Origin of the sequence: Bradyrhizobium oligotrophicum S58 (assembly GCF_000344805.1) — a bacterium.
Classification (GTDB): domain Bacteria; phylum Pseudomonadota; class Alphaproteobacteria; order Rhizobiales; family Xanthobacteraceae; genus Bradyrhizobium; species Bradyrhizobium oligotrophicum.
This window is the reverse complement of the sequence record NC_020453.1, coordinates 3,380,001-3,404,812: the sequence shown is the minus strand read 5'-3', so window position 1 is coordinate 3,404,812 and position 24,812 is coordinate 3,380,001. Positions and strand designations below refer to the sequence as shown.

22 protein-coding genes are annotated in these 24,812 nt (G+C 64.8%); 5 read left to right on the top strand and 17 right to left on the bottom strand.

Annotated elements, in window-relative coordinates:
• Positions 1 to 2 precede the first annotated feature (2 nt).
• The 3 genes from S58_RS14685 (at position 3) to S58_RS14675 (ending at position 2,763) form a co-directional block, all read left to right on the top strand.
• Positions 3 to 1,280 (top strand): beta-ketoacyl-ACP synthase, encoded by a 1,278-nt coding sequence (locus S58_RS14685; RefSeq protein WP_042339496.1) that lies wholly within the window; start codon positions 3 to 5, stop codon positions 1,278 to 1,280.
• A gap of 16 nt (positions 1,281 to 1,296) precedes the next feature.
• The gene (locus tag S58_RS14680; protein ID WP_015666118.1) at positions 1,297 to 2,229 is read left to right on the top strand and encodes a lipid A biosynthesis lauroyl acyltransferase; all 933 of its coding nucleotides are present in this window, start codon (positions 1,297 to 1,299) and stop codon (positions 2,227 to 2,229) included.
• A gap of 156 nt (positions 2,230 to 2,385) precedes the next feature.
• Positions 2,386 to 2,763, top strand: coding sequence for a VOC family protein (locus tag S58_RS14675; RefSeq protein WP_015666117.1), 378 nt, complete (start codon positions 2,386 to 2,388; stop codon positions 2,761 to 2,763).
• 133 nt (positions 2,764 to 2,896) lie between these two features.
• Here S58_RS14675 and S58_RS14670 read toward each other — a convergent pair whose 3' ends face one another.
• The 13 genes from S58_RS14670 to S58_RS14610 form a co-directional block, all read right to left on the bottom strand.
• Positions 2,897 to 3,997 carry a polyamine ABC transporter substrate-binding protein gene (locus tag S58_RS14670; RefSeq protein ID WP_042339494.1) on the bottom strand — a complete coding sequence of 367 codons (1,101 nt, stop codon included), beginning with the start codon at positions 3,995 to 3,997 and terminating at the stop codon, positions 2,897 to 2,899.
• 66 nt (positions 3,998 to 4,063) lie between these two features.
• Positions 4,064 to 5,227 (bottom strand): aminotransferase, encoded by a 1,164-nt coding sequence (locus S58_RS14665; RefSeq protein WP_015666115.1) that lies wholly within the window; start codon positions 5,225 to 5,227, stop codon positions 4,064 to 4,066.
• A 9-nt stretch (positions 5,228 to 5,236) separates the two neighbouring features.
• The gene (locus S58_RS14660) at positions 5,237 to 5,566 is read right to left on the bottom strand and encodes a rhodanese-like domain-containing protein (protein WP_015666114.1); all 330 of its coding nucleotides are present in this window, start codon (positions 5,564 to 5,566) and stop codon (positions 5,237 to 5,239) included.
• A 96-nt stretch (positions 5,567 to 5,662) separates the two neighbouring features.
• On the bottom strand, positions 5,663 to 7,585 hold the full coding sequence (locus S58_RS14655) for a potassium transporter Kup (RefSeq protein WP_015666113.1): 1,923 nt from the start codon (positions 7,583 to 7,585) through the stop codon (positions 5,663 to 5,665).
• Between the two features lie 153 nt (positions 7,586 to 7,738).
• Entirely contained in the window at positions 7,739 to 9,637 is a 1,899-nt protein-coding gene (locus S58_RS14650) for a potassium transporter Kup (RefSeq protein WP_015666112.1), read from the bottom strand.
• Positions 9,638 to 9,907: 270 nt separating this feature from the next.
• Positions 9,908 to 10,738 carry an OmpA/MotB family protein gene (locus S58_RS14645; RefSeq protein ID WP_015666111.1) on the bottom strand — a complete coding sequence of 277 codons (831 nt, stop codon included), beginning with the start codon at positions 10,736 to 10,738 and terminating at the stop codon, positions 9,908 to 9,910.
• 36 nt (positions 10,739 to 10,774) lie between these two features.
• Complete coding sequence (locus S58_RS14640) at positions 10,775 to 11,548, bottom strand: motility protein A (protein WP_015666110.1); 774 nt, start codon at positions 11,546 to 11,548, stop codon at positions 10,775 to 10,777.
• A gap of 155 nt (positions 11,549 to 11,703) precedes the next feature.
• Complete coding sequence (locus tag S58_RS14635; RefSeq protein WP_015666109.1) at positions 11,704 to 12,066, bottom strand: Hpt domain-containing protein; 363 nt, start codon at positions 12,064 to 12,066, stop codon at positions 11,704 to 11,706.
• The gene (locus S58_RS14630; RefSeq protein WP_042339489.1) at positions 12,063 to 14,258 is read right to left on the bottom strand and encodes a hybrid sensor histidine kinase/response regulator; all 2,196 of its coding nucleotides are present in this window, start codon (positions 14,256 to 14,258) and stop codon (positions 12,063 to 12,065) included. The genes S58_RS14635 and S58_RS14630 overlap by 4 nt, the downstream gene beginning before the upstream one ends.
• A 255-nt stretch (positions 14,259 to 14,513) precedes the next feature.
• The gene (locus S58_RS14625) at positions 14,514 to 15,233 is read right to left on the bottom strand and encodes an RraA family protein (protein WP_015666107.1); all 720 of its coding nucleotides are present in this window, start codon (positions 15,231 to 15,233) and stop codon (positions 14,514 to 14,516) included.
• A gap of 111 nt (positions 15,234 to 15,344) precedes the next feature.
• Positions 15,345 to 16,238, bottom strand: a complete 894-nt coding sequence (locus S58_RS14620; protein ID WP_015666106.1) for a CDP-alcohol phosphatidyltransferase family protein — start codon at positions 16,236 to 16,238, stop codon at positions 15,345 to 15,347.
• Between the two features lie 87 nt (positions 16,239 to 16,325).
• Positions 16,326 to 17,042 carry a phosphatidylserine decarboxylase gene (locus S58_RS14615; protein ID WP_277996613.1) on the bottom strand — a complete coding sequence of 239 codons (717 nt, stop codon included), beginning with the start codon at positions 17,040 to 17,042 and terminating at the stop codon, positions 16,326 to 16,328.
• 101 nt (positions 17,043 to 17,143) lie between these two features.
• Positions 17,144 to 19,102, bottom strand: a complete 1,959-nt coding sequence (locus S58_RS14610; protein WP_015666104.1) for an ABCB family ABC transporter ATP-binding protein/permease — start codon at positions 19,100 to 19,102, stop codon at positions 17,144 to 17,146.
• Positions 19,103 to 19,345: 243 nt separating this feature from the next.
• Here S58_RS14610 and S58_RS14605 point away from each other — a divergent pair, with 243 nt between their 5' ends.
• Positions 19,346 to 19,948, top strand: a complete 603-nt coding sequence (locus tag S58_RS14605) for an LOG family protein (RefSeq protein WP_015666103.1) — start codon at positions 19,346 to 19,348, stop codon at positions 19,946 to 19,948.
• A 3-nt stretch (positions 19,949 to 19,951) separates the two neighbouring features.
• On the opposite strand, the gene S58_RS14600 is transcribed toward S58_RS14605, so the two are convergent.
• From S58_RS14600 to cysS, 4 genes are all read right to left on the bottom strand, one after another.
• Positions 19,952 to 20,329, bottom strand: a complete 378-nt coding sequence (locus tag S58_RS14600) for a VOC family protein (protein WP_015666102.1) — start codon at positions 20,327 to 20,329, stop codon at positions 19,952 to 19,954.
• Positions 20,330 to 20,445: 116 nt separating this feature from the next.
• Complete coding sequence (gene cimA, locus S58_RS14595) at positions 20,446 to 22,059, bottom strand: citramalate synthase (RefSeq protein ID WP_015666101.1); 1,614 nt, start codon at positions 22,057 to 22,059, stop codon at positions 20,446 to 20,448.
• Positions 22,056 to 22,559: a GNAT family N-acetyltransferase gene (locus tag S58_RS14590; RefSeq protein WP_015666100.1), complete on the bottom strand. Its 504-nt coding sequence runs from the start codon at positions 22,557 to 22,559 to the stop codon at positions 22,056 to 22,058. Before S58_RS14590 ends, cimA begins: the two co-directional genes overlap by 4 nt.
• A gap of 114 nt (positions 22,560 to 22,673) precedes the next feature.
• Positions 22,674 to 24,083, bottom strand: coding sequence for a cysteine--tRNA ligase (cysS, locus tag S58_RS14585; RefSeq protein ID WP_015666099.1), 1,410 nt, complete (start codon positions 24,081 to 24,083; stop codon positions 22,674 to 22,676).
• Between the two features lie 372 nt (positions 24,084 to 24,455).
• Here cysS and S58_RS14580 point away from each other — a divergent pair, with 372 nt between their 5' ends.
• Positions 24,456 to 24,764, top strand: a complete 309-nt coding sequence (locus S58_RS14580; protein WP_015666098.1) for a hypothetical protein — start codon at positions 24,456 to 24,458, stop codon at positions 24,762 to 24,764.
• Positions 24,765 to 24,812 lie beyond the last annotated feature (48 nt).

Below are 24,812 nucleotides of genomic sequence, written 5' to 3'. Positions count from 1 at the left end.
ACATCATGAGTGCACGCGACAAGTTTGGACGTCCCATCGTGGTCGTGACCGGGATGGGCATCGTCACCTCGCTCGGGGCCGGCAAGTCGGACAATTGGAGCAAGCTCGTTGCCGGCGAGTCCGGCATCCGCACCATCACGCGCTTCCCGATCGACGGGCTGAAGACGACGATGGCCGGCACGGTCGACTTCGTCCCCGTGGCTCCGTTCACGTCCACGGGGCTTTCCGAACGGCTGGGTCACATGGCCGTCGAGGAAGCGATCGCGCAAGCCGGCATCGGCTCGAAGGGCGACTTTCCGGGCCCCTTGTTTCTCGCGGTCGCGCCAGTCGAGATCGAGTGGCCGCAACGGCTCGAGCTCGCGCACGAGGTGGGCGGCACCGGGTTCAGCTACGACGACCTCCTGAAGGTCTGCGGCGGCGGCAAGTTCGTCAACTATCACCATCGCTTCCTGTTCGGCTCGGTCGCGGATTCGCTGTCGGATACGTTCGGTACCAAGGGCTCGCCGATCTCGCTGTCGACCGCCTGCGCCTCCGGCGCCACCGCGATCCAGCTCGGCGTCGAGGCCATCCGGCGCGGCGAAACCGATGTCGCGCTGTGCGCCGCCACCGAGGGCTCCGTGAATCCCGAAGGCCTCGTGCGGTTCTCGCTGCTGTCGGCGCTGTCGACACAGAACGACCCGCCGCAGGCTGCCTCGAAGCCGTTCTCCAAGAACCGCGACGGCTTCGTGATGGCCGAAGGCGCCGGCGCGCTTGTGCTGGAGAGCTATGACGCGGCGGTTGCTCGCGGCGCGACGATCCTCGGCGTGGTCGCCGGCTGCGGCGAGCTGACCGACTCCTTCCATCGCACCCGCTCCTCGCCGGACGGCAAGCCGATCATCGGCTGCATCCGCAAGGCGCTCGCCGACGCCGGCATGGCGCCGGAGCAGATCGACCACATCAACGCCCACGGCACGGCGACGCCCGAGAACGACAAGATGGAATATGTCGGGGTCTCCGCCGTGTTCGGCGAGCACACCGGCAAGATCCCGGTGTCGTCGAACAAGTCGATGGTTGGACACACGATCTCGGCGGCCGGCGCGGTCGAGGCCATCTTCTCGCTGCTCACGCTCGAGCATCAGCGGATACCGCCGACCATCAACTACGACATCCCGGATCCCGCGATCCTGTTCGACGTCGTCGGCAACAAGGCCCGCGACGCGCGCGTCACCACGGTGATGTCGAACTCGTTCGGCTTCGGCGGCCAGAACGCCTCGCTGATCCTGACGCGCGAACCGGCCTGATCCGCCACTGGCATCGATGAGTCTCCTGCCCCTCAGGACCAAGCTCGTGATCCGCCGAGCCGTGAAGTCAGCCGGGGCTTCCGCCGTCGGCGCGCTGACGGTCGGCATGCTCAGGACGACGCGCTATTTCGATCCGCAGAAGACGGCCAACCTGTTCGCGCGGATGGCGCAGAGGATCGGTCCGCGCCTGCGCGAGCAGCGCATCGCCCGCGACAATCTCACGGCGGCCTTCCCCGAGAAGTCGCCCGAGGAGATCGAGACCATCATCGCCGGCGTCTGGGACAATCTCGGCCGGGTCGGCGCCGAGTTCGCCCATCTCGACAAGATCTGGGATTTCGACGAGGAGCATCCGGAGCGCAGCCGCATCGAGCTGTCGCCGCGCACCCACGAGCTGTTTCACCAGCTCCGTCTCGACGGCAAGCCGGCGCTGATCTTCGCGAGCCATCTCGCCAACTGGGAGATGCCGGCGCTTGCCGCGGTCGCGCACAAGCTCGATACGGCGATCCTCTATCGGCGCCCGAACATCGCCGCCGCCGACCGCATCATCCAGGAGATGCGGCAGGTCAAGATGGGCACCCTGGTCCCGGCCGGCCGCGACGCCCCGCTGCGGCTGGCCCAGGCGCTCAAGGACGGCCAGCACGTCGCGATGCTGGTCGATCAGTACCTGACCGGCGGCGTCGAGGTGACGTTCTTCGGCCGCAAGACCCGCGCCAATCCGATGCTGGCCCGCCTCTTGCGCCAGGTCGAATGCCCGGTGCACGGCGTCCGCATCATCCGCCTCCCCGGCAACCGCTTCCGTGCCGAAGTATCGGAGGAAGTGAAGCCGGTGCGGACGGCCGACGGTCAGATCGACATCCAGGGCACGACGCAGGCCATCACCTCGGTCGTCGAGGGCTGGATTCGCGAATATCCGGAGCAATGGCTCTGGCTGCACCGGCGCTGGCGCTAGGGACCGCGCAGCAAATTCCACCGCGAGGAAGCCGGACTGCAGCATCTTTTACCGCTGACAGGCCGTTCGAAGAAAACTCTTACCTCTTCCATCGACGCTCGCTACCTTGGCCGCGATCCGACGGCTGTTCGGAAATTCCAGGGAGGACAAGCGCGAATGTTTTCGCACGTGATGATCGGCACCAACGACCTCGACAAGGCGAAGGTCTTCTACGACAAGCTGCTGGGGACGCTGGGCGTGCGCCCCGCCAGGGTCGACGGCCACCGTATCTTCTACATCACCCCGACCGGCATTTTCTCGGTGTCGAAGCCGATCAACGGCGAGGCGGCGACCCCGGCCAATGGCGGCACCATCGGTTTTGCCTGCAGCTCACCCGAACAGGCCGACGCCTGGCATGCGGCGGGGCTCGAAGCCGGCGGCACCACTTGCGAGAACCCGCCCGGCATTCGTGAAGGCTCCGCCGGCAAGCTGTACCTCGCCTATCTGCGCGACCTCGACGGCAACAAGCTCTGCGCGATGCATCGGCTGGCGTGATCGCCATCGACCGAATTGTGAGGTCAACTAAGCGGCCAACTCTCGTCATTCCGGGGCGATGCGCAGCATCGAACCCGGAATCTCGAGATTCCGGGTCTGGTGCTTACGCACCATCACGGAATGACGGACATGATCACCGTCCCGTCTTCACCTTCGTCCAGAGCCGGTTGATCACCCGCTGGGTCGACGGCTCGCGGGCGGTAATGACGAACAGCTTCTGCAGCGTCGCCTCGTCCGGGTAGATGTTCTTGTCGCCGAGGATTTTTGGGTCGATCAGCTTCTGACTCGCCAGATTGCCGTTGGCGTAGGACAGGAAGTCCGAGTTCTTGGCGGCGACCTCGGACCGGTACAGATAGTTGATGAGCTGATAGGCTTCCGCCACGTGCGGAGCATCGGCCGGGATCGCTAGATTGTCGAAGAACATCTGCGCGCCCTGCTTCGGGATCGCGTAGCCGATCTCGACGCCGTTCTTCGCCTCCTCCGCGCGGCTGCGCGCCTGCATGATGTCGCCGGACCAGCCGACGACGAGGCAGATCTCGCCAGTGGCGAGCGCATTCAGATATTCCGACGAATGAAACTTGCGCACCGAGGGTGCGACCTTGCCGACGACGTCAGCGGCGTTCTCCAGGTCGGCCTGCCTGGTCGAGTTCGGGTCGAGGCCGAGGAAGTTCAGCGCGGCGGGAAAGATGTCGTCGGCGGAATCCAGCATGTGGACGCCGCAATCCTTGAACTTGGCGAGGTTCTCCGGCTTGAACACGATGTCCCAGCTGTCGATCTGCGCACCCGGCCCGAGGATCTTCTCGATCGCCTTCACATTATAGCCGATCCCCGTCGTGCCCCACATGTAGTTGGCGGCGAACTGATTGCCGGGATCGTAGGTGGCGAGACGCCCGGTGACGACAGGCCACGCATTGGCCAGGTTGGGCAGCTTCGACTTGTCGAGCGGCTGGAAGATCCTGGCCTTGATCTGGCGCTGCAGGAAATATGCGGTGGGGACCACGACATCGTAGCCGGACTTGCCGGCGAGCAGCCGCGTCTCCAGGGTCTCGTTGGCGTCGAAGGTGTCGTAGACGACCTTGATGCCGGTCTCCTTGGTAAAGTCGTCAAGGACACCGGGGGCCATGTAGTTCGACCAGTTGTAGAAGTTGACGACGCGCTGCTCGGCGCGACCGGCCGACACCGTCAGCATCAGCGCCGCAACAGCCAGCGCCGACCGAATGCAGCCGCCACTCATGATCGCATCTCTTTGTTTGAGCATGATCTCTTCGGAAAACCGGTTTCCACTTTTCCGGATCATGCTCTAGCGCCGGTGGATCGCATCGGACAGACGCTCCAGCGCCGTATCCAGGGTCGCATCCTTCTTGGCAAAGCAGAACCGCACCACCGAGGTCACCGGGTCCTTCTCGTAGAAGGCCGATACCGGGATGGCCGCGACCTTGTAGTCGTGGACGATGCGCCGGCAGAACTGCTCATCGGTCTCGTTGAGACCGAGCGGCGACAGGTCGACGGTGAGGAAGTAGGTCCCCTGCGCCTTCAGCACGGGGAAGCCGAGACTTTCGAGGCCCGCCGTGAGCCGGTCGCGGCTGCGCGCGAGATCGGCGCGCATGTCGACGAAATAGTCGTCGGACTTGCCGAGACCATAGGCAACGGCGATCTGCAGGTTCGGCGCCGTCGTGAAGGTGAGGAACTGGTGCACCTTGGCGGCGACGCGCAACAGCTGCGGCGCGGCACAGACGAAGCCGATCTTCCAGCCCGTCAGCGAGAAGATCTTGCCGGCCGAGCCGACCTTGATGGTGCGGTCGCGCATGCCGGGAATGGTGATCAGCGGGATGTGCGCGCGGCCGTCGAACACGACGTGCTCCCAGACCTCGTCGCAGATCGCCACCGCATCGAACTCCTGGCAGAAGCGCGCCAGCAGCTCGAGGTCCTCGCGCGGATAGACCACGGCTGCCGGATTGAGCGGGTTGTTGAACAGCACGGCCTTGGTCTTCGGCGAGAACGCCGCGCGCAGCATCTCTTCCGACAGGCGCCAATGCGGCGGCTCCAGACGGACCAGGCGCGGAATGCCGCCGGCCTGCCGGATGATCGGCAGATAAGAATCATAGACCGGCTGGAAGCAGATCACCTCGTCGCCGGGCTCGACGACCGACAGGATCGCCGAGGTCAGCGCCTCGGTGCCGCCGGAGGTGACCATCACCTCGCTCATCGGGTCGAGATCGAGCTTGTGCCAGTGCTTGTAATGGGCTGATATCGCCTGCCGCAGCTCCGGCAGTCCCATCATCGACGGATACTGGTTGTAGCCGTTGAGCACGGCGTCGGCCGCAGCGCGGCGGATGTCCTCAGGTCCCGGATCGTCGGGAAAGCCCTGCCCCAGATTGATGGCGTTGTTGTCGCGCGCCAGCTGCGACATCACCTCGAAGATCGTGACCGGCAGGTCGGCGAAGACCTTGTTCTGCGAAATCATGATCGCGTGTCAGCCGCCGGTCTTGGTCGGCAGGCCGGCCGCCTTCCAGCCGAGCATTCCGCCTTGAAGATGCTTGTCATAGGGCAGACCGGCCGCCTGCGCGGCCATCGAGGCTGTCACCGAGCGCTTGCCGGAGCGGCAGGCGAATACGACGTCCTTGCCTGCGGGATCGGGGATCAGCTTCGGGTCGAAGCTCGACAGGGGAACAACAATGCCGTCGGGATAGGCTTCCGCAGCAATTTCGTTCGGCTCGCGGACGTCGACCAGAAGAATTCGCCCTTCCGCGAGTCCCTTGGCCACGTCCTCCGGGGTCAAATCGTGCACAACAGCCACGCCCATCCTCCAAGCCTTCTGCGGAGCCGCACCAGCCCCGAACCGGCCGCCAAACTCACCCCAGACGCTGGGAAAATCAAGCGGCTCGGCATGATCCCGTGGTCAGATCGTGACCTGGGTGCCGACTTCGACCACGCGGCCGCTCGGGATCTGGAAGTAATCGGTGGCGTCGTTGGCGGAGCGGCTCATCGAGATGAACAGGTGATCCTGCCAGCGCGGCATGCCGGAATGCGCCGCCGGCTTGAGCGCGCGACGCGACAGGAAGAACGAGGTCGACATGATGTCGAACTGCCAGCCGAGCTTGCGCGCGATCGCCAGCGCGCGGGGCACGTTCGGCGACTCCATGAAGCCGAAGCGCAACGTCACCTTGGAGAAGGTCGGACTGATCTGCTCGAGGCGAACGCGCTCGGACGGATCGATGCGCGGCGTCGGCGCGGTCTCGATGGTCAGGATCACGTTCTTCTCGTGCAGCACCTTGTAGTGCTTGAGGCTGTGCATCAGCGCCGTCGGCGCACTCAAGGGATCGCTGGTCAGGAACACGGCAGTGCCGGCCACCCGCTGCGGCGGCCGCTTCTCCAGCATGGTCACGAGGTCGGCGAGCGGGAATTCGAGCTTGCGCGACTTGTCGAACAGCAGCCGGCTGCCGCGCCGCCACGTGTACATCAGCGTCATCACGAAGCCGCCCAGCGCCAGCGGCACCCAGCCGCCTTCGAGCACCTTCAGCAGGTTCGCCGCCAGGAAGGTCAGGTCCAGGAACAGGAACGGGGCAATCAGCGCGGCCGCCGCGAACGGCGACCACCGCCAGACCTTCCAGATCACGACGAAGCCCATCATCGCCGTCACGACCATGGTGCCGGTGACCGAGATGCCATAGGCCGAAGCCAGCGCGCTCGATGACTTGAACATCAGCACCAGCAACATGACCGAGATCAGCAGCAGCTTGTTGATGCGCGGAATGTAGATCTGGCCCGAATGCGCCTCCGAGGTGTGGCGGATCTCGAAGCGCGGCAGCAGGCCGAGCTGGATCGCCTGCCGCGTCAGCGAATAGGCCCCGGTGATGACGGCTTGGCTCGCGATTACGGTCGCAGCGGTGGCCAGCGCGACCATCGGGATCAGCGCCCACTCGGGAAACATCAGGAAGAACGGATTCTCGATCGCCTTGGCATCGGCGATGACCAGCGCGCCCTGCCCCAGATAGTTCAGCGCCAGCGACGGCAGCACGATGAACAGCCAGGCGGTCTGGATCGGACGTTTGCCGAAATGGCCGAGGTCGGCATACAGCGCCTCGGCGCCGGTCACGGCCAGGAACACGGCGCCGAGGGTGATGAAGCCGATGATGCCGTGATGCAGCATGAACGACACGGCATTCAGCGGATTGATCGCCCACAACACCTCGGGGTGCCGCAGGATCGGCGGAAGGGCTGCAACGCCGATTACCAGGAACCAGATCAGCATGATCGGGCCGAAGAACGCCGCCACCTTGGCCGTGCCGCGCGACTGGACCGCAAACAGCATGACCAGGATGACGACCGTGAGCGGCACGACGTAGGGGTCGAACGCCGCCGTCACCAGCTTGATGCCCTCGATCGCCGACAGCACGGACAGAGCGGGCGTGATCACCGCGTCGCCATAGAACAGCGCGCCGCTGATGACGCCGAGCAGGACGATGACGCTGGCACCGCGCGCGACGCCGCGCTGGGCGAGCGCCATCAGCGCCAGCGTGCCGCCCTCGCCGTGGTTGTCGGCGCGCAGCAGGATGACGACGTATTTGAGCGTCACGACGACGACGAGGGCCCATAGGATCAGGGAGACCACGCCCATCACGGCGTGGGGCGCGGGCTCGCCGCTGCTGCTGGCGGCCATCACAGCCTCGCGCAGGGCGTAGAGCGGGCTGGTACCGATGTCGCCATAGACGACACCGATGCTCCCCAGCGTCAGTGCGGCGAAGCCGGCCGTGGAATGAGCATCGCCATGCCCGTTGGTCGCCGGCGTTTCCGCGGGCGTCGCTGCGACTTCGGCTGTCATGGGGTAGCCCCCTCGAGGACTCGTTGATGCTTCACTGCACAAGATGGCAGAGCGCGCGGCTTATAGCTGCAAGACTTCGTAACGGACCCGACGAAACTGCGCAACAGCCATGCAATTTAGCATAGACGGAACGCTTGGGCGAAACCAACGAGATCAGATCGTTACCTGAGTACCAACTTCAACCACGCGCCCGGTCGGAATCTGAAAATAGTCGGTCGCATCATTGGCCGACCGGCTGAGCCCGATGAACAGATGATCCTGCCAGTTCGGCATCCCCGACTGCGACGACGGCTTCAGCGAACGGCGTGAGACGAAGAACGACGTCGACATGATGTCGAATTGCCAGCCAAGCTTGCGCGCCACCGCGAGCGCCCGGGGCACGTTCGGCGATTCCATGAAGCCGAACCGCAGCCGGACCTTGGAAAACTTTTCGCTGACCTTCTCCATGCGCACGCGCTCCGACACGTCGACCCGCGGCGTCTGCGCGGTCTCGATCGTCAGGATCACGTTGTGCTCGTGCAGCACCTTGTTGTGCTTGAGATTGTGCAACAATGCGGTCGGCACCGAGGTGGGGTCGCTGGTGAGAAACACCGCCGTGCCCTTGACGATGTGCGGCGGCCGTTTCTCCAGGCTGACGACCAGATCGTCCAGCGGAACCTCGATCTTCCGCGTCTTGAGCGTCAGGATCGCCGAGCCACGCCGCCAGGTCCAGATCGTCACCGCCATCGCAGCCCCGAACAGCAGCGGCACCCAGGCCCCTTCCAGGAGCTTGAGAAGGTTGGCGGTGAAAAAGGTCATGTCGACGACCACGAAGGGCACGATGATGGCAGCCGCCACCGCGGCCCGCAGGTTCCAGAGCTTCCAGATCACCACGAAGCCCATGATGCCGTCGGCCACCATGGTGGTGGACACCGCGATGCCATAGGCGGATGCGAGATTGCTGGAGGTCCGGAACAACAGAACCAGCAACATCACGCCGATCAGCAGCAGCCGGTTGACGCGCGGCAGGTAGATCTGGCCGGCATGGCTCTCCGACGTATAGCGCACCTCGAAGCGCGGCAGCAGGCCGAGCTGCACGGCTTGGCTGACCAGCGAGTACGCGCCGGTGATCACGGCCTGGCTCGCAATCACCGTGGCGGCGGTGGCAAGCACCACCAGCGGCAGCAGCAACAGCTCGGGCACCATGCGGTAGAACGAATTCTCGATCGCGCCGGGATCGGACAGCACCAGCGCGCCCTGCCCGAAATAGTTGATCAGCAGCGACGGAAGCACGAAGAACAGCCAGGCCGACTGGATCGGCTTGCGGCCGAAATGACCGAGATCCGCATAGAGCGCCTCGCCGCCGGTGACCGCGAGAAACACCGCGCCGAGCGTAACCAGGCCGATCGTGCCATGCGAGAGCAGGAACTGGACGGCATAATACGGATTGAACGCCGCAAGCACGGAAGGGTCGTCGCTGATGTGAACGATCCCCATCACGGCGAGGCTCGTGAACCAGGCGACCATCACCGGGCCGAAGGCAGAGGCGACGCGCGCGGTGCCCTTGCTCTGGACTGCGAACAGCACGACAAGGATGAACACGGTGAGCGGCACGACGTAGTGCTCGAGCGCCGGCGCGGCGAGCTTGAGACCTTCCACCGCCGACAGCACCGAGATCGCAGGGGTGATCATCGAATCGCCGATGAACATCGAAGCTCCGATGACGCCCAACGTCAGCAGGAACAGGCTTCGCCGGCCGAGCGCCCGCTGGCCGAGCGCCATCAGCGACAGTGTTCCGCCCTCGCCATTGTTGTCGGCCCGCAAGAGCAGCAGCACGTATTTGGCCGTGACAACGATGAACAGCGACCAGAGGATCAGGGAGAGCACGCCGAGCACGATGATCCGCGAGACCGGCTGGCCCTGAGCAGCGCCGGTGGCGGCCTCGCGAAACGCGTAGAGAGGCGACGTGCCGATATCGCCGAACACGACGCCGATGCTGCCGAGCGTCAGTCCCCAAAAGCCTGATGCGCTCGCGGTCTCTTGTCCGTCTGTCGATGTGGCGCTGGCCGTCATGCTGCTCGGAACGCATCTTCCCTGTTTGGCCCGCGCGTTTGGACGCAGACCGGCCGCAGGTCAAGTATCTACCGTAGCAGACCTCGGTTCCCAGACCGCGACCAAACATCACCGCGATGTCCGATGCCGCGTCGCGGCAAGTTGCGGGCAGCGCAGACGGCCTGAAGCAGATGTCAGGTCCGATGCAGACGAATCAAGGGTTTGCCGATGCTTTTCATTGTCGGCCACAAATCGCCGTGCGGCATTATGATGCGGTGAGACGCGGCGTGATCAGGGCTTCAAGTCCGGGGGCAATGGCGGGTCTTCCCGCATCAAGGTGATCGTGACGCGCCGGTTCGCCGCCAGCGAGGGATCGTCAGGGAACAGCGGCTGGGTATCGGCCTTGCCTGAGACGGCAAAGACATGACTTGCGGGCAACCCTTCCCGCTCCAGGATCTGGCGCACGGCGTTGGCGCGATCGGCCGACAGGTCGAAACCGCCATAGTCGCTGCGCGCCGGAACGAAGCCGGCTGCGGTGTGTCCGGTGATCTGGACCCGGAGCGGCGTCGCCTTGAGCGGCGCGGCCAGCTTCTCGATCAGGCGCCGCGTGCGGTCATAGGGAACCTTCGAGCCGTCGGCGAACATCGAGCGGCCGTCCTGATCGACGATCTCGAGATTGAGCCCCTGCTTGGTCTCCTCGAACATGATGTGCTTGGAGATCTCGGTCATCTCCGGCATGTCCTGCAACGCCTGCCGCAGCGAGGCCGATGCCAACGCAAATTGCCGGTCGGTCTTGAGCTTGGCGCCATTGGTGTGCTGGCGCTCCTCCTGCTCGGGGCTCGGCTCGTTCGAGGTCTCCTCGGGCGAGACGTGCGCCGCGTTCTTGAGCCGCGGCCTGGTCGGCAGGCCGTCGGATTCGACGATACCGGAATAGCGCGATACCGTCTGCACGCCGAAGGCGTCACGCATCGAGCCGGCGACGACCTTCAGCTTGTTGTTGTCCATGGTCGAGAACGCGACCAGCATCACGAAGAAGCTGACAAGAAGTCCCATCAGGTCGGCGAAGGTCACGAACCAGCCGTGACCGCCGCCATGTGCATCGCCCCGCTTCTTCTTGGCCATCGTTCACCCCACCCCGGATCGCCCTGCTGCAGCCGATCAGGCCGGCACGGGCTCGCCTTCGGCGTGGCGATGCTTCTCCGGCAGATAGGCCAGGAGCATTTCGCGGACCAGGGCCGGACTCTTGGAGTCGCGGATCATCAGGATGCCGTCGATGATCAGGGTCCGGTTGGTTTCCTCGTCGAGCAGCTTGCCATGCAGCTTGTCGGCGATCGGCAGACAGATCAGGTTCGACACCAGCGCACCGTACAGGGTCGCAAGCAGCGCGGTCGCCATGAACGGGCCGAGCTTCGACGGGTCGGTCATGTTGGCGAACATCTGCACCATGCCGATCAGCGTGCCGACCATGCCGAACGCCGGGGCGCAGTCGCCGATGGCGCGATAGATCTTGCTGCCTTCATCCAGGTGCATCAGGAAATTGTCGCGGTCGCGCTCGAGATTGTCGCGGATGAATTCGAGGTCGTAGCCGTCGGCCACGTAGCGGATCCCCTTGGCGAGGAACGGCTCGTCGGTCTCGACCTTTTCCAAACCGACAGGACCCTGCTTGCGGGCGATCTCGGCAATGCGGGCGAGCTCGTCGACGAGCTCACGGGCCGACAGACGGCTCATCGTGAATGCGAACTTCATTCCGAGCGGAACGCCGTGCAGCATGACGCCGAGCGGGAAACGGATCATGGTGGCCGCGATCGAACCACCGAAAATGATGATTGCGGCGTGCTCGCTGACGAACATTTCGAGATCGCCGCCCAGCAGCATCATCGTCGCGATGACGATCACGCCAGCCACGAGCCCCGCACTCGTCATAATATCCATGAGTCAACTCCAACCGCGTACGCAACCACCGACCCTGCCGGATCGACGCGGTGCTTCTGAACCGCGTATCCTGACACTAGATGCCCGCCATTAAGGACGAGTTACTGAATTCGGTAGGCATAATGAAAGGTAAACGGCCTCGCCGCAGGCCTTGCTCAAGCGGCTGTTGCGCCGGACTTGAGCAGGTTCGTTTCGGCGAAGACGACGGCCTGCTCGAACGATTGCTGCATCTTCTGGACCATCTCCAGCATCTGCGCCGGCTCCATCGTCGCCGAGCCGACCTCGAGCTCGCGACACAGACGAGACAGCACCGAGAACCCGAACGTCGCCGACGAGCTCTTGATCGAATGCGCTTCGCGCCTCAGTTCGAGGCGATCCTCGAACTTGGTCGCCAGCGTGCTGAACTTTCCCGAGGTATCGTCGAGGAAGGTGCGCAGCACTTCCAGCGCATCCTCCTCGCCGAGCTCGGAGACCAGGATCTGATAGACGGATTCATCGAATTGCACCAAGTCGGTCATGCGACAAGCCTTTCCTTGTGTGTGGCCGCGGCCGCGCGAAGCAGAGCGGCATTCAATCGATCGCGTGTGACCGGCTTGGTCACGAAGTCGTTCATGCCTGCGTCCGTACACGCCAGATGATCCTGACTGGTGGCGTTGGCGGTCAGAGCGATGATGTAGATGTCCCGGGCGGGTGGCGGCAGCGAACGGATCATCCGCGTCGCGGTGAGCCCGTCCATCTCGGGCATCATCATGTCCATCAGCACGAGGTCGTAAGCCTGCTTCTGCACCGCGGCGATCGCCTGGGTGCCGTTCTCGACGATGTCATGGCCGTGACCGAGCTTGTCCAGGAGCTTCTTGATCACGAACTGATTGGTGAGATTGTCCTCTGCAACGAGGATCTTGAGCGGCTCGATGCTGGCCGGCCGTTCCTCCGGGAGGGTGCCTCCGACCGGCACAAGAGTGGCCTGGGACGCGCCGACCTGATCGATGTCCGGCTGCGGTTGCGGCTGAACTTGGATCGAGAAGGTGAAGGTGCTGCCCTCGCCCACCCTGCTCTGCACCTTGATGTCGCCGCCCATGCAGGTGACGAGACGCTTGCAGATCGCAAGCCCGAGGCCCGTGCCGCCGAAGCGGCGCGAGATCGAGTTGTCGACCTGCGAGAACTGCTTGAACAGCCGGCCAACGGCTTCCGTGGGAATGCCGACGCCGGTATCGGCGACCGAGAACACCAGCGTCAGGTTCGGCCCGGCGAGGTTCTCGGCACGCACACCGATGTGGACGCTGCCAGCTTCGGTGAATTTGAGCGCATTGCCGACGAGGTTGAACAGCACCTGGCGCAGCCGCGCGGGATCGCCGACGACGTAGTTCGGTACCTCCGGCGCGATCGAGGTCGTCAGTTGCAGGCCCTTCTCCTTGGCGCGCGACACCAGGAGCTCGGCCGTCGCCGTTACCGACCGATGCAGGTCGAACTCGATGTGCTCGATCTCCAGGCGATCGGCATCGAGCTTGGAGAAATCGAGGACGTCGTTGAGGAGCTGCAGCAGGTAGTCGGCCGACTCGCGCAGCGTGGTGGCGATCTTGCGCTGCTCCGGGGCGAGATCCGCCGACAGCAGCAGGTCGGCAAGCCCGATGACGCCGTTCATGGGCGTGCGGATCTCGTGGCTCATCATCGCCAGGAATTCCGAGCGCGCCCGCGTGCCGGCCTCGGCCGCGTCGCGCGATGCGGCAAGTCCGGCCTGATAGCGCGCGATCAGGATGGTAATGATGCCGATGACCACCGTCAGCAGCGCCCCGACCAGCAGATCGCGATCGCGATCGACCTTGAAGGCACTGAAGATCTCCTCGGTCGCCTGGCCGACGATGACGACCAGCGGCTGGTCCTTGATGCGCTGGAAGGAGTAGATGCGCGTGATGCCGTCGACCAGACTCTTGATGGTGTAGGAGCCGCTGCTTCGCAGCTGAACCGCGGTCATCACCGGGCTGCCGGCGAGCGAGGATCCGACGCCGGCGGGGCCGGCCGAGGCGCGCGCGCGTATGATGCCGTCGAGACCGATCAGGGTGACGTTGCCCTTCTTGCCGAGATCGACCGAGTTGTAGAAGCTCGACAGATATTCGGGGTCGAGCGAGACCACGACGACGCCACCGAACGAACCGTCTGGCATGATGATCCGCCGTGTCAGCTGGATCGACCATTTGTTGGAGACGCGGCCGAAGATCGGCTTGCTGACGAAGAGAACGTCGTCGGTGCCGTCGGCATGAACGCGAAAGTGCTCGCGGTCGCGGAGGTCAAGGCCGCGCATCTTCGGATCGATGTTACTGGACAGCATGATGCCGTCCTTGCCGATCACGACGACCTGAAACGAGAAGTCGGACAGGAACTGGCTGTTCTTCGACCACAGCGACATGTCGAAGTTCTGCGGGTCCTTGGCATAGGAATCGCGGACGTAGCGCAAGGTCTGATCCGCGGCGCGGATCGAGCGGATGATCTGCTCCTCGAAGGCGCGCGCGAGATTGGCGCCGTTCTTCAACGCCGACTGCTCGGTGCGCGCGTACTCTTCAGAGATCGTGTAGAAGATGCCGGCCCACACCAGGGCAATCGCCGACAGGCCGATCACGGCGCTGCCGAAATGCCCGATCAGCCGCACCATCTTGTCGACGGCCCGGTCGAGCCGACCGAACAGCGGCATCGATTTGGATATCAGCCTGCGCATGTGCTTCGCCCTCGGGCGACATGACTATCCGGGCAGGCTCGCCATCAGGTAAAGCTTGATGGATAAAATCTTCTCAACGAGCGAGGTCCCCTTAACCTTCGGGCTCGCTCATGCGCTTGCGGGTAATTAGTCACCGCGATTGATCACCGTAGCCGAAGCCGAAGCTCGTCCCCGTAGTCATCCGGATATGACAGCTGCGTGGAGTCGCATCGCCAGCCGATGCGACTCCAGCACGCGACATGCACGACGCGAGGCTCAATGAATCTCGGCGGAGCGCTTCAGGGCGTCCTTGAGCTTCTCGAGCGAGAAGTCCGCCGAGCGCGCGATGTCGAGGATCGGCGTTTCGCGGCGGGCGCACAGTTCGGCCGCCTCGGGCAACTTGGCCGCGATGTCCGTCGGGATCACGATCGCGCCGTGGCGGTCGGAGTGGATCAGATCGTCGGAGCGCACGGTCATGCCGGCGACCCGGACCTCGCCGCCAAAGCTCTCGGCATGGACCCAGGCATGGGACGGCCCGATCGACCCGGCCAGCGCCTGGAAACCCGCCGCCCATTGCGGGATGTCGCGGATCGATCCGTCGGTGATCACGCCGAGACAGCCCAGCGCCTTGTGCACGTTGCTCTGCACCTCGCCCCAGAACGCGCCATAGCCGATATCGGGGCCATCGATGTCCTGGAGCACCACGATGCGCGGGCCATGACCAGTGCCGACATACTCATAGTAGTCGATGCGCCGCCTGCCCTGCTCGTCCGCCGGCAGGCCGGACTTGACCACGGACCGGATGGTCGCCGTGCGGGCGTAGCCGACCATCGGCGGCAGGTCGGGGAACGGACACACCAGCGGCTTGGTCGTATAACCGATCAGGCGGCGCTCGGGCGCCACGATCTCCATCGCGTTGCAGATCGTCGGCGTGTCGTAGCGCGCGAGCGCCTCGAGAACGGAAGCAGCGAGGGGCGCGGCGGCAGAGCTTGTCACAGGCGTTTTCTCCGGATGATGCGGACGGCATCCGCGACCGTCCTTGGCGATCCGGTATAGCTGAGGCCGCCCAAGCCGGCAAAGCTCGGGCTGCGTCGCACAGCTCTGCGTTCAGTGCAGCCGTTCCGGCGGCCGCTGCTCCTGCTCGGCCGCGGGCGCGCCGGTCGGAGCAAAGGCCGCGGGAGATGACGACGGCGATTCTGACGCTGCAGCCGTGGCACCACCGAGCGCTGCGGCATGGCGCGCCGCCTGCTGCCGGTACAGCCGCCAGCCGAACGGCAGGCTGAGCATATAGAGAATCGAGCCTGCCGACAGGATGTGCCAGGGATAGACCACCAGCAGCGCGACGAAGAACACCACCGCTGCGAACACCGGCAGCACGAGCTCGGGCGCGACGCGCATCCGCGCGGTCTTGCCGGAGAACACGGGGAGCCGCGACACCATCAGGAACGCAATCAGCAGCGTGTAGAACGCAGTCACCAGCGCCGGCGGCCGCGGCAGGTCGAGAAACGCCAGATAGACCGGCAGCAGCACCGTGATGGCGCCGAGCGGCGCGGGCACGCCGGTGAAGAAGTTGGCGGCAAAGGGCGGCTTGGTGGGATCATCGATGCTGGCGTTGAAGCGCGCCAGCCGCAGCCCGCCGCTGATGGCGTACATCATGGCGGCGATCCAGCCGCCGTCGCGCAGCTCATGCAGTTGCCAGAAATACAGGATCAGGCCGGGCGCCACGCCGAAATTGACGAAATCGGCCAAGCTGTCGAGTTCGGCACCGAATTTCGACTGCCCCTTGATCATCCGGGCGATGCGGCCGTCGATGCCGTCCAGGAAGGCGGCAAACACGATGGCGCCGACCGCAAGCTCCATGCGGCCCTCGGTCGACAGCCGGATCGCGGTCAGGCCGGCGCAGATCGCCAGCAATGTGATCATGTTCGGCACGAGCAGCCGCACCGGGATGGGGCGGAAACGGCGACGGCGCAGTTCGGGGGAGTTGAGGTCGAAGCTCATGATCACACCACGTGTGGTTTTGCAGGCCTCTGGTACCGGAAGACGCCCCAAGGACCCATGAATGGGTCGTTCCCGGCCTACGACGGTTCACTGGCTCCGGAATGTCAGCCCGGGCACGGCCACGTCGAAATCGGCCAGGATGGTTTCGCCGGCAATGGCGGTCTGCCCTTCCGAGACCAGAACCTCCGTGCCGTCAGGCAGATAGACATCGAGCCGCGAGCCGAAGCGGATCAAGCCGAAGCGCTCGCCGGCGCCGATGGTCTGGCCCTCGCGCACGAACGACACGATCCGGCGCGCCACCAGACCCGCGATCTGGACCACGCCGATCTTGCCGTGAGGGGTAGAGATCGCAAGCGAGTTGCGCTCATTGTCCTCGCTGGCCTTGTCGAGCTCGGCATTGATGAAGGCGCCTGGACGGTAGGCGATCTTGTCGATCCGGCCAGCCACCGGGCTGCGGTTCACGTGGACGTTGAACACGCTCATGAAGATCGACACGCGCAGCAGCGGCCGGTCGCCGAGGCCAAGCTCGGCCGGCGGCAGCGCCCGGGTGATCATGGAGATGCGTCCGTCGGCCGGCGCCACCACCAGGGTTTCCCGCTGCGGGGTCACCCGGATCGGATCCCGGAAGAACAGCGCGCACCAGACGGTGAGCAGCGTGCCGATCCAGCCGAGCGGCGTGAAGATCCAGAACAGGATCAGGCTGACCAGTGCGAAGCCTCCGATGAACGGATAGCCCTCGGGATGGATCGGCGGGATCTGAGCGCGGATGGAGTTGCTGATCGACATGGCCTGCTTCGTTGAGATTGTGTCCCTCTGACCTCAGAGCGGACCGCCGCCTTGACTAGGTCGATGCGCGGCGAAGGTCAAAATGATTCCTTAAATCGCGATAACGGCGGTTCGCGGGCTCATTCGGCGGCGGTCGCAACCGGCCCGTTCATGTCAGGATCGGCCAATCCGGGCGGGTTGCGGTTGGGCGCGGCGGCTTCGTCGCCGATCTGCGCCAGCTTTTCGCGCGCCTCCTCGGCTTCGCGCTGCCGGTTCCACATGCTTGCATACAGTCCGCCTTGCGCGAGCAGCTCGGCGTGGGTGCCGCGCTCGGCGATGCGGCCGCGGTCGAGCACGATGATGTCATCAGCCGCCACGATGGTCGAGAGCCGGTGCGCGATCACGAGCGAGGTGCGGTTGCGCGACACGCCATCGAGCGCCTCCTGGATCTCGTGCTCGGTATGGCTGTCGAGCGCCGAGGTTGCCTCGTCGAGCACCAGGATCGGCGGTCCCTTCAGGATCGTGCGCGCGATCGCGACGCGCTGCTTCTCGCCGCCGGACAGCTTGAGACCGCGCTCGCCCACCTGCGTCTCATAGCCCTTGGGGGCCATCCGGATCAGACCGTCGATCTGGGCGAGTCTCGCCGCCTCCTCGACGGCGGCATCGTCTGCATCCCAGCGTCCGTAGCGGATGTTGTAGCGGATGGTGTCGTTGAACAGCACCGTGTCCTGCGGCACCATGCCGATCTGGGCGCGCAGCGACACCTGGGTGACGTCGCGAATGTCCTGGCCGTCGATCAGGATACGGCCGCCGGAGACGTCGTAGAGCCGGAACAGCAGCCGCGAGATGGTCGACTTGCCGGCGCCGGAGGGACCCACGATCGCGACCGTCTTGCCGGCCGGCACCTCGAAGCTCAGGCCCTGCAGGATCGGCCGCTCCGGCTCATAGGCGAACTGCACGTCCTCGAAGCGAACATGGCCTGACGTCACCACCAGCGGCGTCGCACCCGGCGCATCGTTCACCTCGGCGTCGCGGGTGAGGACGCCGAACATCTTCTCGATGTCGATGATCGCCTGCTTGATCTCGCGATAGACCATGCCCATGAAGTTCAGCGGCTGGTACAGCTGGATCATCATGCTGTTGACCATGACGAAGTCGCCGACCGTGTTGCGCCCCTGGCGCACGCCCTGGGCGCACATCAGCATCGCCACCGTCAGGCCGATGGTGAAGATCACCGCCTGCCCCGCATTCAGCACGGCGAGCGAGGTATAGGTCTTCACGCTGGCGCTCTCGTAGCGCTCCATCGAGCGGTCGTAGCGCTTTGCCTCGCGCGCCTCGGCGCCGAAATATTTCACCGTCTCATAGTTGAGCAGCGAGTCGATCGCCTTGGTGTTGGCGTCGGTATCCGAGTCGTTCATGCGACGCCGGATCTCGATGCGCCACTCGGTCGCAATATAAGTGTAGAGGAGATAGGCCGCGACCATCGTCAGCGTGACCAGCACGTAGCGCCAGTCGAACTGCCACAGCAGCACGGCGGTGAGCAGCGAGACCTCCACGATGGTCGGGATCAGCTGCAGGATCACCATGCGCACGATGGTCTCGATCGCGTTGCGGCCACGCTCGAGCACGCGGGTCAGGCCGCCGGTCTTGCGCTCCAGATGAAAGCGCAGCGACAATTCGTGCATGTGGACGAAGGTGATGGTCGCTAGCTTACGCACCGCATGCATGGCGACGCGAGCGAAAATACCGTCGCGCCACTGCGTCAGCACCGCCATCAGCACCCGCATCGCGCCGTAGCTCGCCGTCATGACGATCGGCGAGGCCACCAGCCAGAACGCCCAGTTGTCGGGCTGGATCGGCGCGGTGTTGGCGCCGGTGAGCGCGTCGGTCGCCCATTTGAAGGTGAAGGGCAGGATGAGCGTCGCGACCTTGGCCGCGAGCAGCAGCACCACCGACCATAGCACGCGCGCCTTCAGGTCGGCCCGATCGCTCGGCCAAATGAAAGGCCAGAGGTGCCGCAGCGTGCCCGCGAGCGTTCCCTGCTCGAGGGACGTTTGCGGCTGATTGGCGGCTGGATCGGAGGACAAATCAGGGGGCATCAAGCGATCTGGAACAGCGAGGGTGTTGGCATGTTGTGATGCCGGCGTTGCCTCCGTCATATAGAGTGTCCGGACGCCACATGCACCGGGGCGTCGACGGAATCCGTTGCGGCGGCGCAGTATTTGCATACTTGTTTTCAGATAAATGGATCCGAACCGTCTGCATCATTCCGTGAAAGCCCGCGAATCCAGCCCCTCCGCCTTCGTCTTGACGCCTTTCAACTGCAGTGTCACATCCGTCCAATGACTGAAATCCGCACCGTCTGTGTCTATTGCGGCTCCGGCCCGGGCACCAATCCCAGCTTCATCGAATCGGCGAAAGCACTCGGCAAGGCACTCGCCGAGAACGGCGTCAGGCTCGTCTATGGCGGCGGCTCCATCGGCATGATGGGCGCGGTTGCCAAGGCGGTGCTGGACCATGGTGGCGACGTCACCGGCATCATTCCGGACTTCCTGGTGAAGAAGGAAGTCATGATGCCGCTGAAGGATCTCATCGTCACGCCCGACATGCACGAGCGCAAGCGGCTGATGTTCGAGCACTCCGATGCCTTCGTCGCGCTGCCCGGCGGCATCGGCACGCTCGAGGAGCTGGTCGAGCAGCTGACCTGGAAGCAGCTCGGGCGCCACGCCAAGCCGGTGCTGATGGCCAATATCGACGGCTTCTGGGAACCGCTGTTCTCGCTGCTCGCCCATATGCGCGAGACCGAGTTCATCCGTCCCGGCTTCCAGATCGACCTGCTCAAGGCCGACCGCGCCGAGGACATCCTTCCCCGCCTGCGCGAGGCCGCCGCCCGCGTGGCCAAGGAAGAGACCGAGATGGCGCCGGAGATCGCCAAGCGGCTGTGATCCTCATTCCGGCGGAAACGTAACGGCCTCGATCCGGTTGCCATCCGGATCGAGCACAAAGGCCGCATAGTAGCGCACGCGGTCGTGCGGCCGCAGCCCAGGTGCGCCATCCGAAACACCGCCCGCCTCCAGCGCCGCCGCGTGGAATGCATCGACGTCGGCGGTGCTCTTGGCACGGAAGCAGAGATGCGAGCCGGTGTCGGCGGGCACGCGCGCCATGCTGGTGCGGAGATTGATCCAGAACTCCGGATAGGCCTTGCCGAAGCCGATGGTCGCGGGGCGCTCGACTAGGCGCATCAGGCCGAGCGGCGCCAGCGCGCGCTCATAGAAGCGTGCGCTGCGCGCGAGATCGCTGACGCCGACGGAGACGTGGTCGATCATGCATTATCCCCCCGCTCTCTCCTCGTCATTGCGAGGAGCGAAGCGACGAAGCAATCCAGAGTCGCGGGCGGGACCCTGGATTGCTTCGCTTCGCTCGCAATGACGGATGAAACATCTCACCCCGGCGCGCCTGACTTCACCAGCTTGTAGAATACCGAATCCATCAGTGCCTGGAACGAGGCGTCGATGATGTTGGGCGAGACGCCGACCGTGGTCCAGCGCTCGCCGGTTTCGTCCTCGCTCTCGATCAGCACGCGGGTGACCGCCTCGGTGCCGCCATTGAGGATACGGACGCGATAGTCGATCAGCTTGAGGCCGTCGATGAAGCCCTGGTATTTGCCGAGATCCTTGCGCAGCGCGACGTCGAGCGCGTTGACCGGACCATTGCCTTCGGCCGCCGAGATCAGCCGCTCGCCGGCGACGTCGACCTTGACCACCGCAAGCGCCACCGTGACGCGCTCGCCGACGGCGTTGTAGCGCTGCTCGACATTGACGTCGAACTGCTCGACCCGGAAATACTCCGGGACCGAGCCGAGCGTACGCCGGGCCAGCAGCTCGAACGAGGCGTTGGCAGATTCGTAGGCGTAGCCGATGGCCTCGCGCTCCTTCAGCTCCTCGACCAGGCGCGTCAGCTTCGGATCGCTCTTGGTAAAGGGAATGCCGCCGCGTTCGAGCGCCGCGATCACGTTGGAGCGGCCGGCCTGGTCGGAGACCAGCACCTTGCGATGATTGCCGACCGATTCCGGCAGCACGTGCTCGTAGGTCTGCGGATCCTTCAGCACGGCCGAGGCATGGATACCGGTCTTGGTCACGAAGGCGCTCTCACCGACATAGGGCGCGTGGCGGTTCGGCGCCCGGTTGAGCATGTCGTCGAGCGTGCGCGACACCTTCATCAGACCGCCGAGCTGCTGGTCGGAGACGGCGATCTCGAAGCGGTCCGAGAACTCGGTCTTCAGCTTCAAGGTCGGGATCAGCGAGCACAGATTGGCATTGCCGCAGCGCTCGCCGAGCCCGTTCAACGTGCCCTGGATCTGGCGCGCGCCGGCGCGCACGGCGGCAAGTGAATTCGCCACCGCCTGCTCGGTATCGTTATGGGCGTGAATGCCGAGATGATCGCCCGGCACATGCCTGACGACCTCGCCGACGATCGCCTCGATCTCGTGCGGCATGGTGCCACCATTGGTGTCGCACAGCACGACCCAGCGCGCACCGGCCTCATAGGCCGTGCGTGCGCAGGCCAGCGCGAACTCTGCGTTCTCCTTGTAGCCATCGAAGAAATGCTCGCAGTCGAGCATCACCTCGCGTCCCGCCGCCTTGGCCGCCGTGACGCTGTCGCGGATCGAGGCCAGGTTCTCCTCGTTGGTGGTCTCGAGCGCCACGCGCACCTGATACGCCGAGGCTTTCGCCACGAAGCAGATCGCGTCCGCCTTGGCGTCCAGCAGTGCGGCGACTCCCGGATCGTTGGAGACCGAACGCCCGGCGCGGCGCGTCATGCCGAAGGCGGTGAAGCGGGCGTGGCCGAGCTTCGGCTTGACGGCAAAGAACTCGGTGTCGAGCGGATTGGCGCCGGGATAGCCGCCCTCGACATAGTCGATGCCGAGATCGTCAAGCAGGCGCGCGATGGCCTGCTTGTCCGCGAGCGTGAAGTCCACACCATTGGTCTGCGCGCCATCGCGCAAGGTGGTGTCGAACAGATAAAGGCGTTCCCTGCTTGTGCCTGCCCTGCTCATGCCTGAGCTCCCCCAGAACCGAGCTCTTTCTTCATCGTGGTGTTGGCGAGCCACTCGCCGTTGATGGAGACGCTGTTGCGCTGACGTGCGACGTAGCCGCGCTTGCGGAAGAAATCGACCGCGGTGTCGCTGGCGTCCACCGACAGGCCGGTCGCGCCGCGCGCGCCCGCGAGCTTTTCCAGCGCGTCGCACAGCAATGCGCCGACACCCTGTCCCGCCGCACTCGGATGCACATAGAGCATGTCGATATGGTCGTTGCCCTTCAGCGCCGCGAAGCCGACCGGCGAGCCCTGCAGGGTTGCAATCAAGGTCAGCTCGGATGCGAGCTTCTTGCCGAAGCTGACTTCGTCATCCGCGGCGGAGGCCCAGGCTTCCTGCTGATCCTCGCTGTAGTCGTCCGACGTCAGCTCCTGGATGCTGGCGACGAAGATCGCGGCCAGCACCGGCGCATCAGCGGGAAGAAACGGCCGCAACGCGGGCCTCGGGAGAGCCTGTCCCATGTCCTCACCACATGCCGTAGAGTTTCGTGACCAGCGCCACCGCGCCGGCGATCAGCACCAGCTTGAGCCCGATGTAATAGAGCCAGTGCCGCGGAAACGGCGTGTCGGGCTTGCTCATCGCGCGATCTCCCAGGTCGTGACCGGCTTGCCGTCGGCCCCCTTGCCGTCCTTCAATACGACGCCCATCGCGACGAGTTCGTCGCGCAAGCGGTCGGATTCCTTGAAGTCCTTGCGCGCGCGGGCGGCGGTGCGTTCGTCGATGAGGCTCTCGACCTTGGCGGCATCGACGCCACGCGCCTGCTGCTTGCGGGCTTCCCATTGCGCCGCGGTGTCGGACAGGAAGCCGAAATAGCGGAGCGAGCCGGCAAATGCTGCGCGGTCGGATTCACTGCCCGACGCAGCCCGTCCGCGCAACGCGTGCAGTTCGGCGATCATCAGCGGCGTGTTGATGTCGTCGAGCAGCGCAGCGACGATCGCAGGCGCCGGCTGCTCACCCGGCGCATCGGCCGCGACGCGATACCAGTCGTCGAGCGTCTTCGCGCTCTCCTCCAGGCCCTTGACCGTCCAATCGGCCGGCGAGCGATAATGCATCTTGAGCATGTTGAGCCGCAGCACCTCGCCGGGCCAGTCCGCCAGCAGGTCGCGGATGGTGACGAAGTTACCGAGGCTCTTCGACATCTTCGCGCCCTCGACTTCCAAGAAGCCGTTGTGCAGCCAGTAGTTCGCCATCACCGAGGTGCCATGGGCGCAGCGCGACTGCGCGATCTCGTTCTCATGGTGCGGGAAGATCAGATCGAGCCCGCCGCCATGGATGTCGAAGACATCGCCGAGATAGGCCGCGCTCATCGCCGAGCACTCGATGTGCCAGCCCGGACGGCCGCGGCCCCACGGGCTGTCCCAGCCGGGCTCATCCGCCGACGACTGCTTCCACAGCACGAAGTCGGCCGGGTTCTTCTTGTGCGCATCGACGGCGACGCGGGCGCCCGCGAGCTGCTCGTCGAGCTTGCGGCCGGACAGCGCGCCATAGTCCGGCATCGATTGGGTATCGAACAGCACCTCGCCGCCCGCTTCATAGGCATGGCCGCGCGCGATCAGTTGCAGGATCAGCGTCACCATGTCCGCCTTGCCGTCGAGACGCGGCAGCACGAAGTCGGTGGCGCGCGGCTCGAAGGTCGGCGGCAGACTGCCGAGCGCAGCAGTATCGCTGTGGAACTGATTAGCCGTCACCTCGGTGACCTTGCGGATCGCCTCGTTGAGCGGCAGCCCGGGAAAGTCACGCGCGGCGCGCGCGTTGATCTTGTCGTCGACATCCGTGATGTTGCGGACATAGGTGACGTGGTCGGCGCCATAGACATGCCGCAGCAGCCGGAACAGCAGATCGAAGACGATGACCGGGCGCGCATTGCCGATATGGGCGAAGTCATAGACCGTCGGTCCGCAGACATACATGCGGACATTGCCGGGATCGAGCGGCACGAAGGGGCGCTTCTCCCGCGACGCCGTGTCGTACAAACGCAATTCCATGGTCCGTCCCCGAATGCCTGTGCTTGCGTCTCGCCGGGCGAGCCGCAACGGGTGTCCTCCGCCAGATGACGGCCCGCAGGGGGCCGCCATGGCACGAATCACGCCATCGACCTGCCGGCCGGGCGTCCTGATCATCTCTGTTGAGAAAAGACGGCCTCAGCCAGCGAATCGCTAGCGCGTAATCTCGCGGCAAATGCAGCAGATGGCGAGGAAACCGTTCATGAAACTCACCATGAGGCAGCAGGATGTTTCCGTCAAGAGCCGCAAAACGGCCGTTTTCGCCGCCCAAATGCTCGCGCCCTGCCTCATGGTTAATCATTTTTAACCTTTTGGGCCTAACCATGGGTTGTCTCCTACACTCACCGGTGCACCATGCGAATCTCCTCGGGCCTGCTCGCCTGCAGCATTCTCCTCGCCACCGCGACCGCCGCCTCGGCGGAGAGCCGCATCTTCATCATCGCCAACGAAGCCGACGGCTATGGCGTCGACCAGTGCCTCGCCAAGGGCGACAGATGCGGCGCCTCGGCCGCCCGCTCCTACTGCCAATCACGGGATTTTGCACAGGCCTCCTCCTACCGCCGCGTCGACCCCGACGAGATCACCGGATCGGTGCCGAAAGCCGGTGCAAACTGCACCCATAGCGGCTGCAGCGAGTATGTCGCGATCACCTGCCAGCGCTGAGGCAGCTGCCGGCGGTGGTTCCCGCCATCTGAGCGCCCTGGAAACGAC

Excerpts from the sequence above, each read along its gene's own strand:
- S58_RS14670 (WP_042339494.1), bottom strand. The coding sequence starts at position 3,997 with ATGAGTGGCGGCTGCATTCGGTCGGCGCTGGCTGTTGCGGCGCTGATG.
- cimA (WP_015666101.1), bottom strand. The coding sequence starts at position 22,059 with ATGAGCAGGGCAGGCACAAGCAGGGAACGCCTTTATCTGTTCGACACC.
- S58_RS14675 (WP_015666117.1), top strand. The coding sequence starts at position 2,386 with ATGTTTTCGCACGTGATGATCGGCACCAACGACCTCGACAAGGCGAAG.
- S58_RS14680 (WP_015666118.1), top strand. The coding sequence starts at position 1,297 with ATGAGTCTCCTGCCCCTCAGGACCAAGCTCGTGATCCGCCGAGCCGTG.
- S58_RS14590 (WP_015666100.1), bottom strand. The coding sequence starts at position 22,559 with ATGGGACAGGCTCTCCCGAGGCCCGCGTTGCGGCCGTTTCTTCCCGCT.
- S58_RS14635 (WP_015666109.1), bottom strand. The coding sequence starts at position 12,066 with ATGACCGACTTGGTGCAATTCGATGAATCCGTCTATCAGATCCTGGTC.
- S58_RS14640 (WP_015666110.1), bottom strand. The coding sequence starts at position 11,548 with ATGGATATTATGACGAGTGCGGGGCTCGTGGCTGGCGTGATCGTCATC.
- S58_RS14645 (WP_015666111.1), bottom strand. The coding sequence starts at position 10,738 with ATGGCCAAGAAGAAGCGGGGCGATGCACATGGCGGCGGTCACGGCTGG.
- S58_RS14630 (WP_042339489.1), bottom strand. The coding sequence starts at position 14,258 with ATGCGCAGGCTGATATCCAAATCGATGCCGCTGTTCGGTCGGCTCGAC.
- S58_RS14610 (WP_015666104.1), bottom strand. The coding sequence starts at position 19,102 with ATGCCCCCTGATTTGTCCTCCGATCCAGCCGCCAATCAGCCGCAAACG.
- S58_RS14580 (WP_015666098.1), top strand. The coding sequence starts at position 24,456 with ATGCGAATCTCCTCGGGCCTGCTCGCCTGCAGCATTCTCCTCGCCACC.
- S58_RS14650 (WP_015666112.1), bottom strand. The coding sequence starts at position 9,637 with ATGACGGCCAGCGCCACATCGACAGACGGACAAGAGACCGCGAGCGCA.
- S58_RS14655 (WP_015666113.1), bottom strand. The coding sequence starts at position 7,585 with ATGACAGCCGAAGTCGCAGCGACGCCCGCGGAAACGCCGGCGACCAAC.
- S58_RS14660 (WP_015666114.1), bottom strand. The coding sequence starts at position 5,566 with ATGGGCGTGGCTGTTGTGCACGATTTGACCCCGGAGGACGTGGCCAAG.
- S58_RS14600 (WP_015666102.1), bottom strand. The coding sequence starts at position 20,329 with ATGATCGACCACGTCTCCGTCGGCGTCAGCGATCTCGCGCGCAGCGCA.
- cysS (WP_015666099.1), bottom strand. The coding sequence starts at position 24,083 with ATGGAATTGCGTTTGTACGACACGGCGTCGCGGGAGAAGCGCCCCTTC.
- S58_RS14620 (WP_015666106.1), bottom strand. The coding sequence starts at position 16,238 with ATGAGCTTCGACCTCAACTCCCCCGAACTGCGCCGTCGCCGTTTCCGC.
- S58_RS14605 (WP_015666103.1), top strand. The coding sequence starts at position 19,346 with ATGACTGAAATCCGCACCGTCTGTGTCTATTGCGGCTCCGGCCCGGGC.
- S58_RS14665 (WP_015666115.1), bottom strand. The coding sequence starts at position 5,227 with ATGATTTCGCAGAACAAGGTCTTCGCCGACCTGCCGGTCACGATCTTC.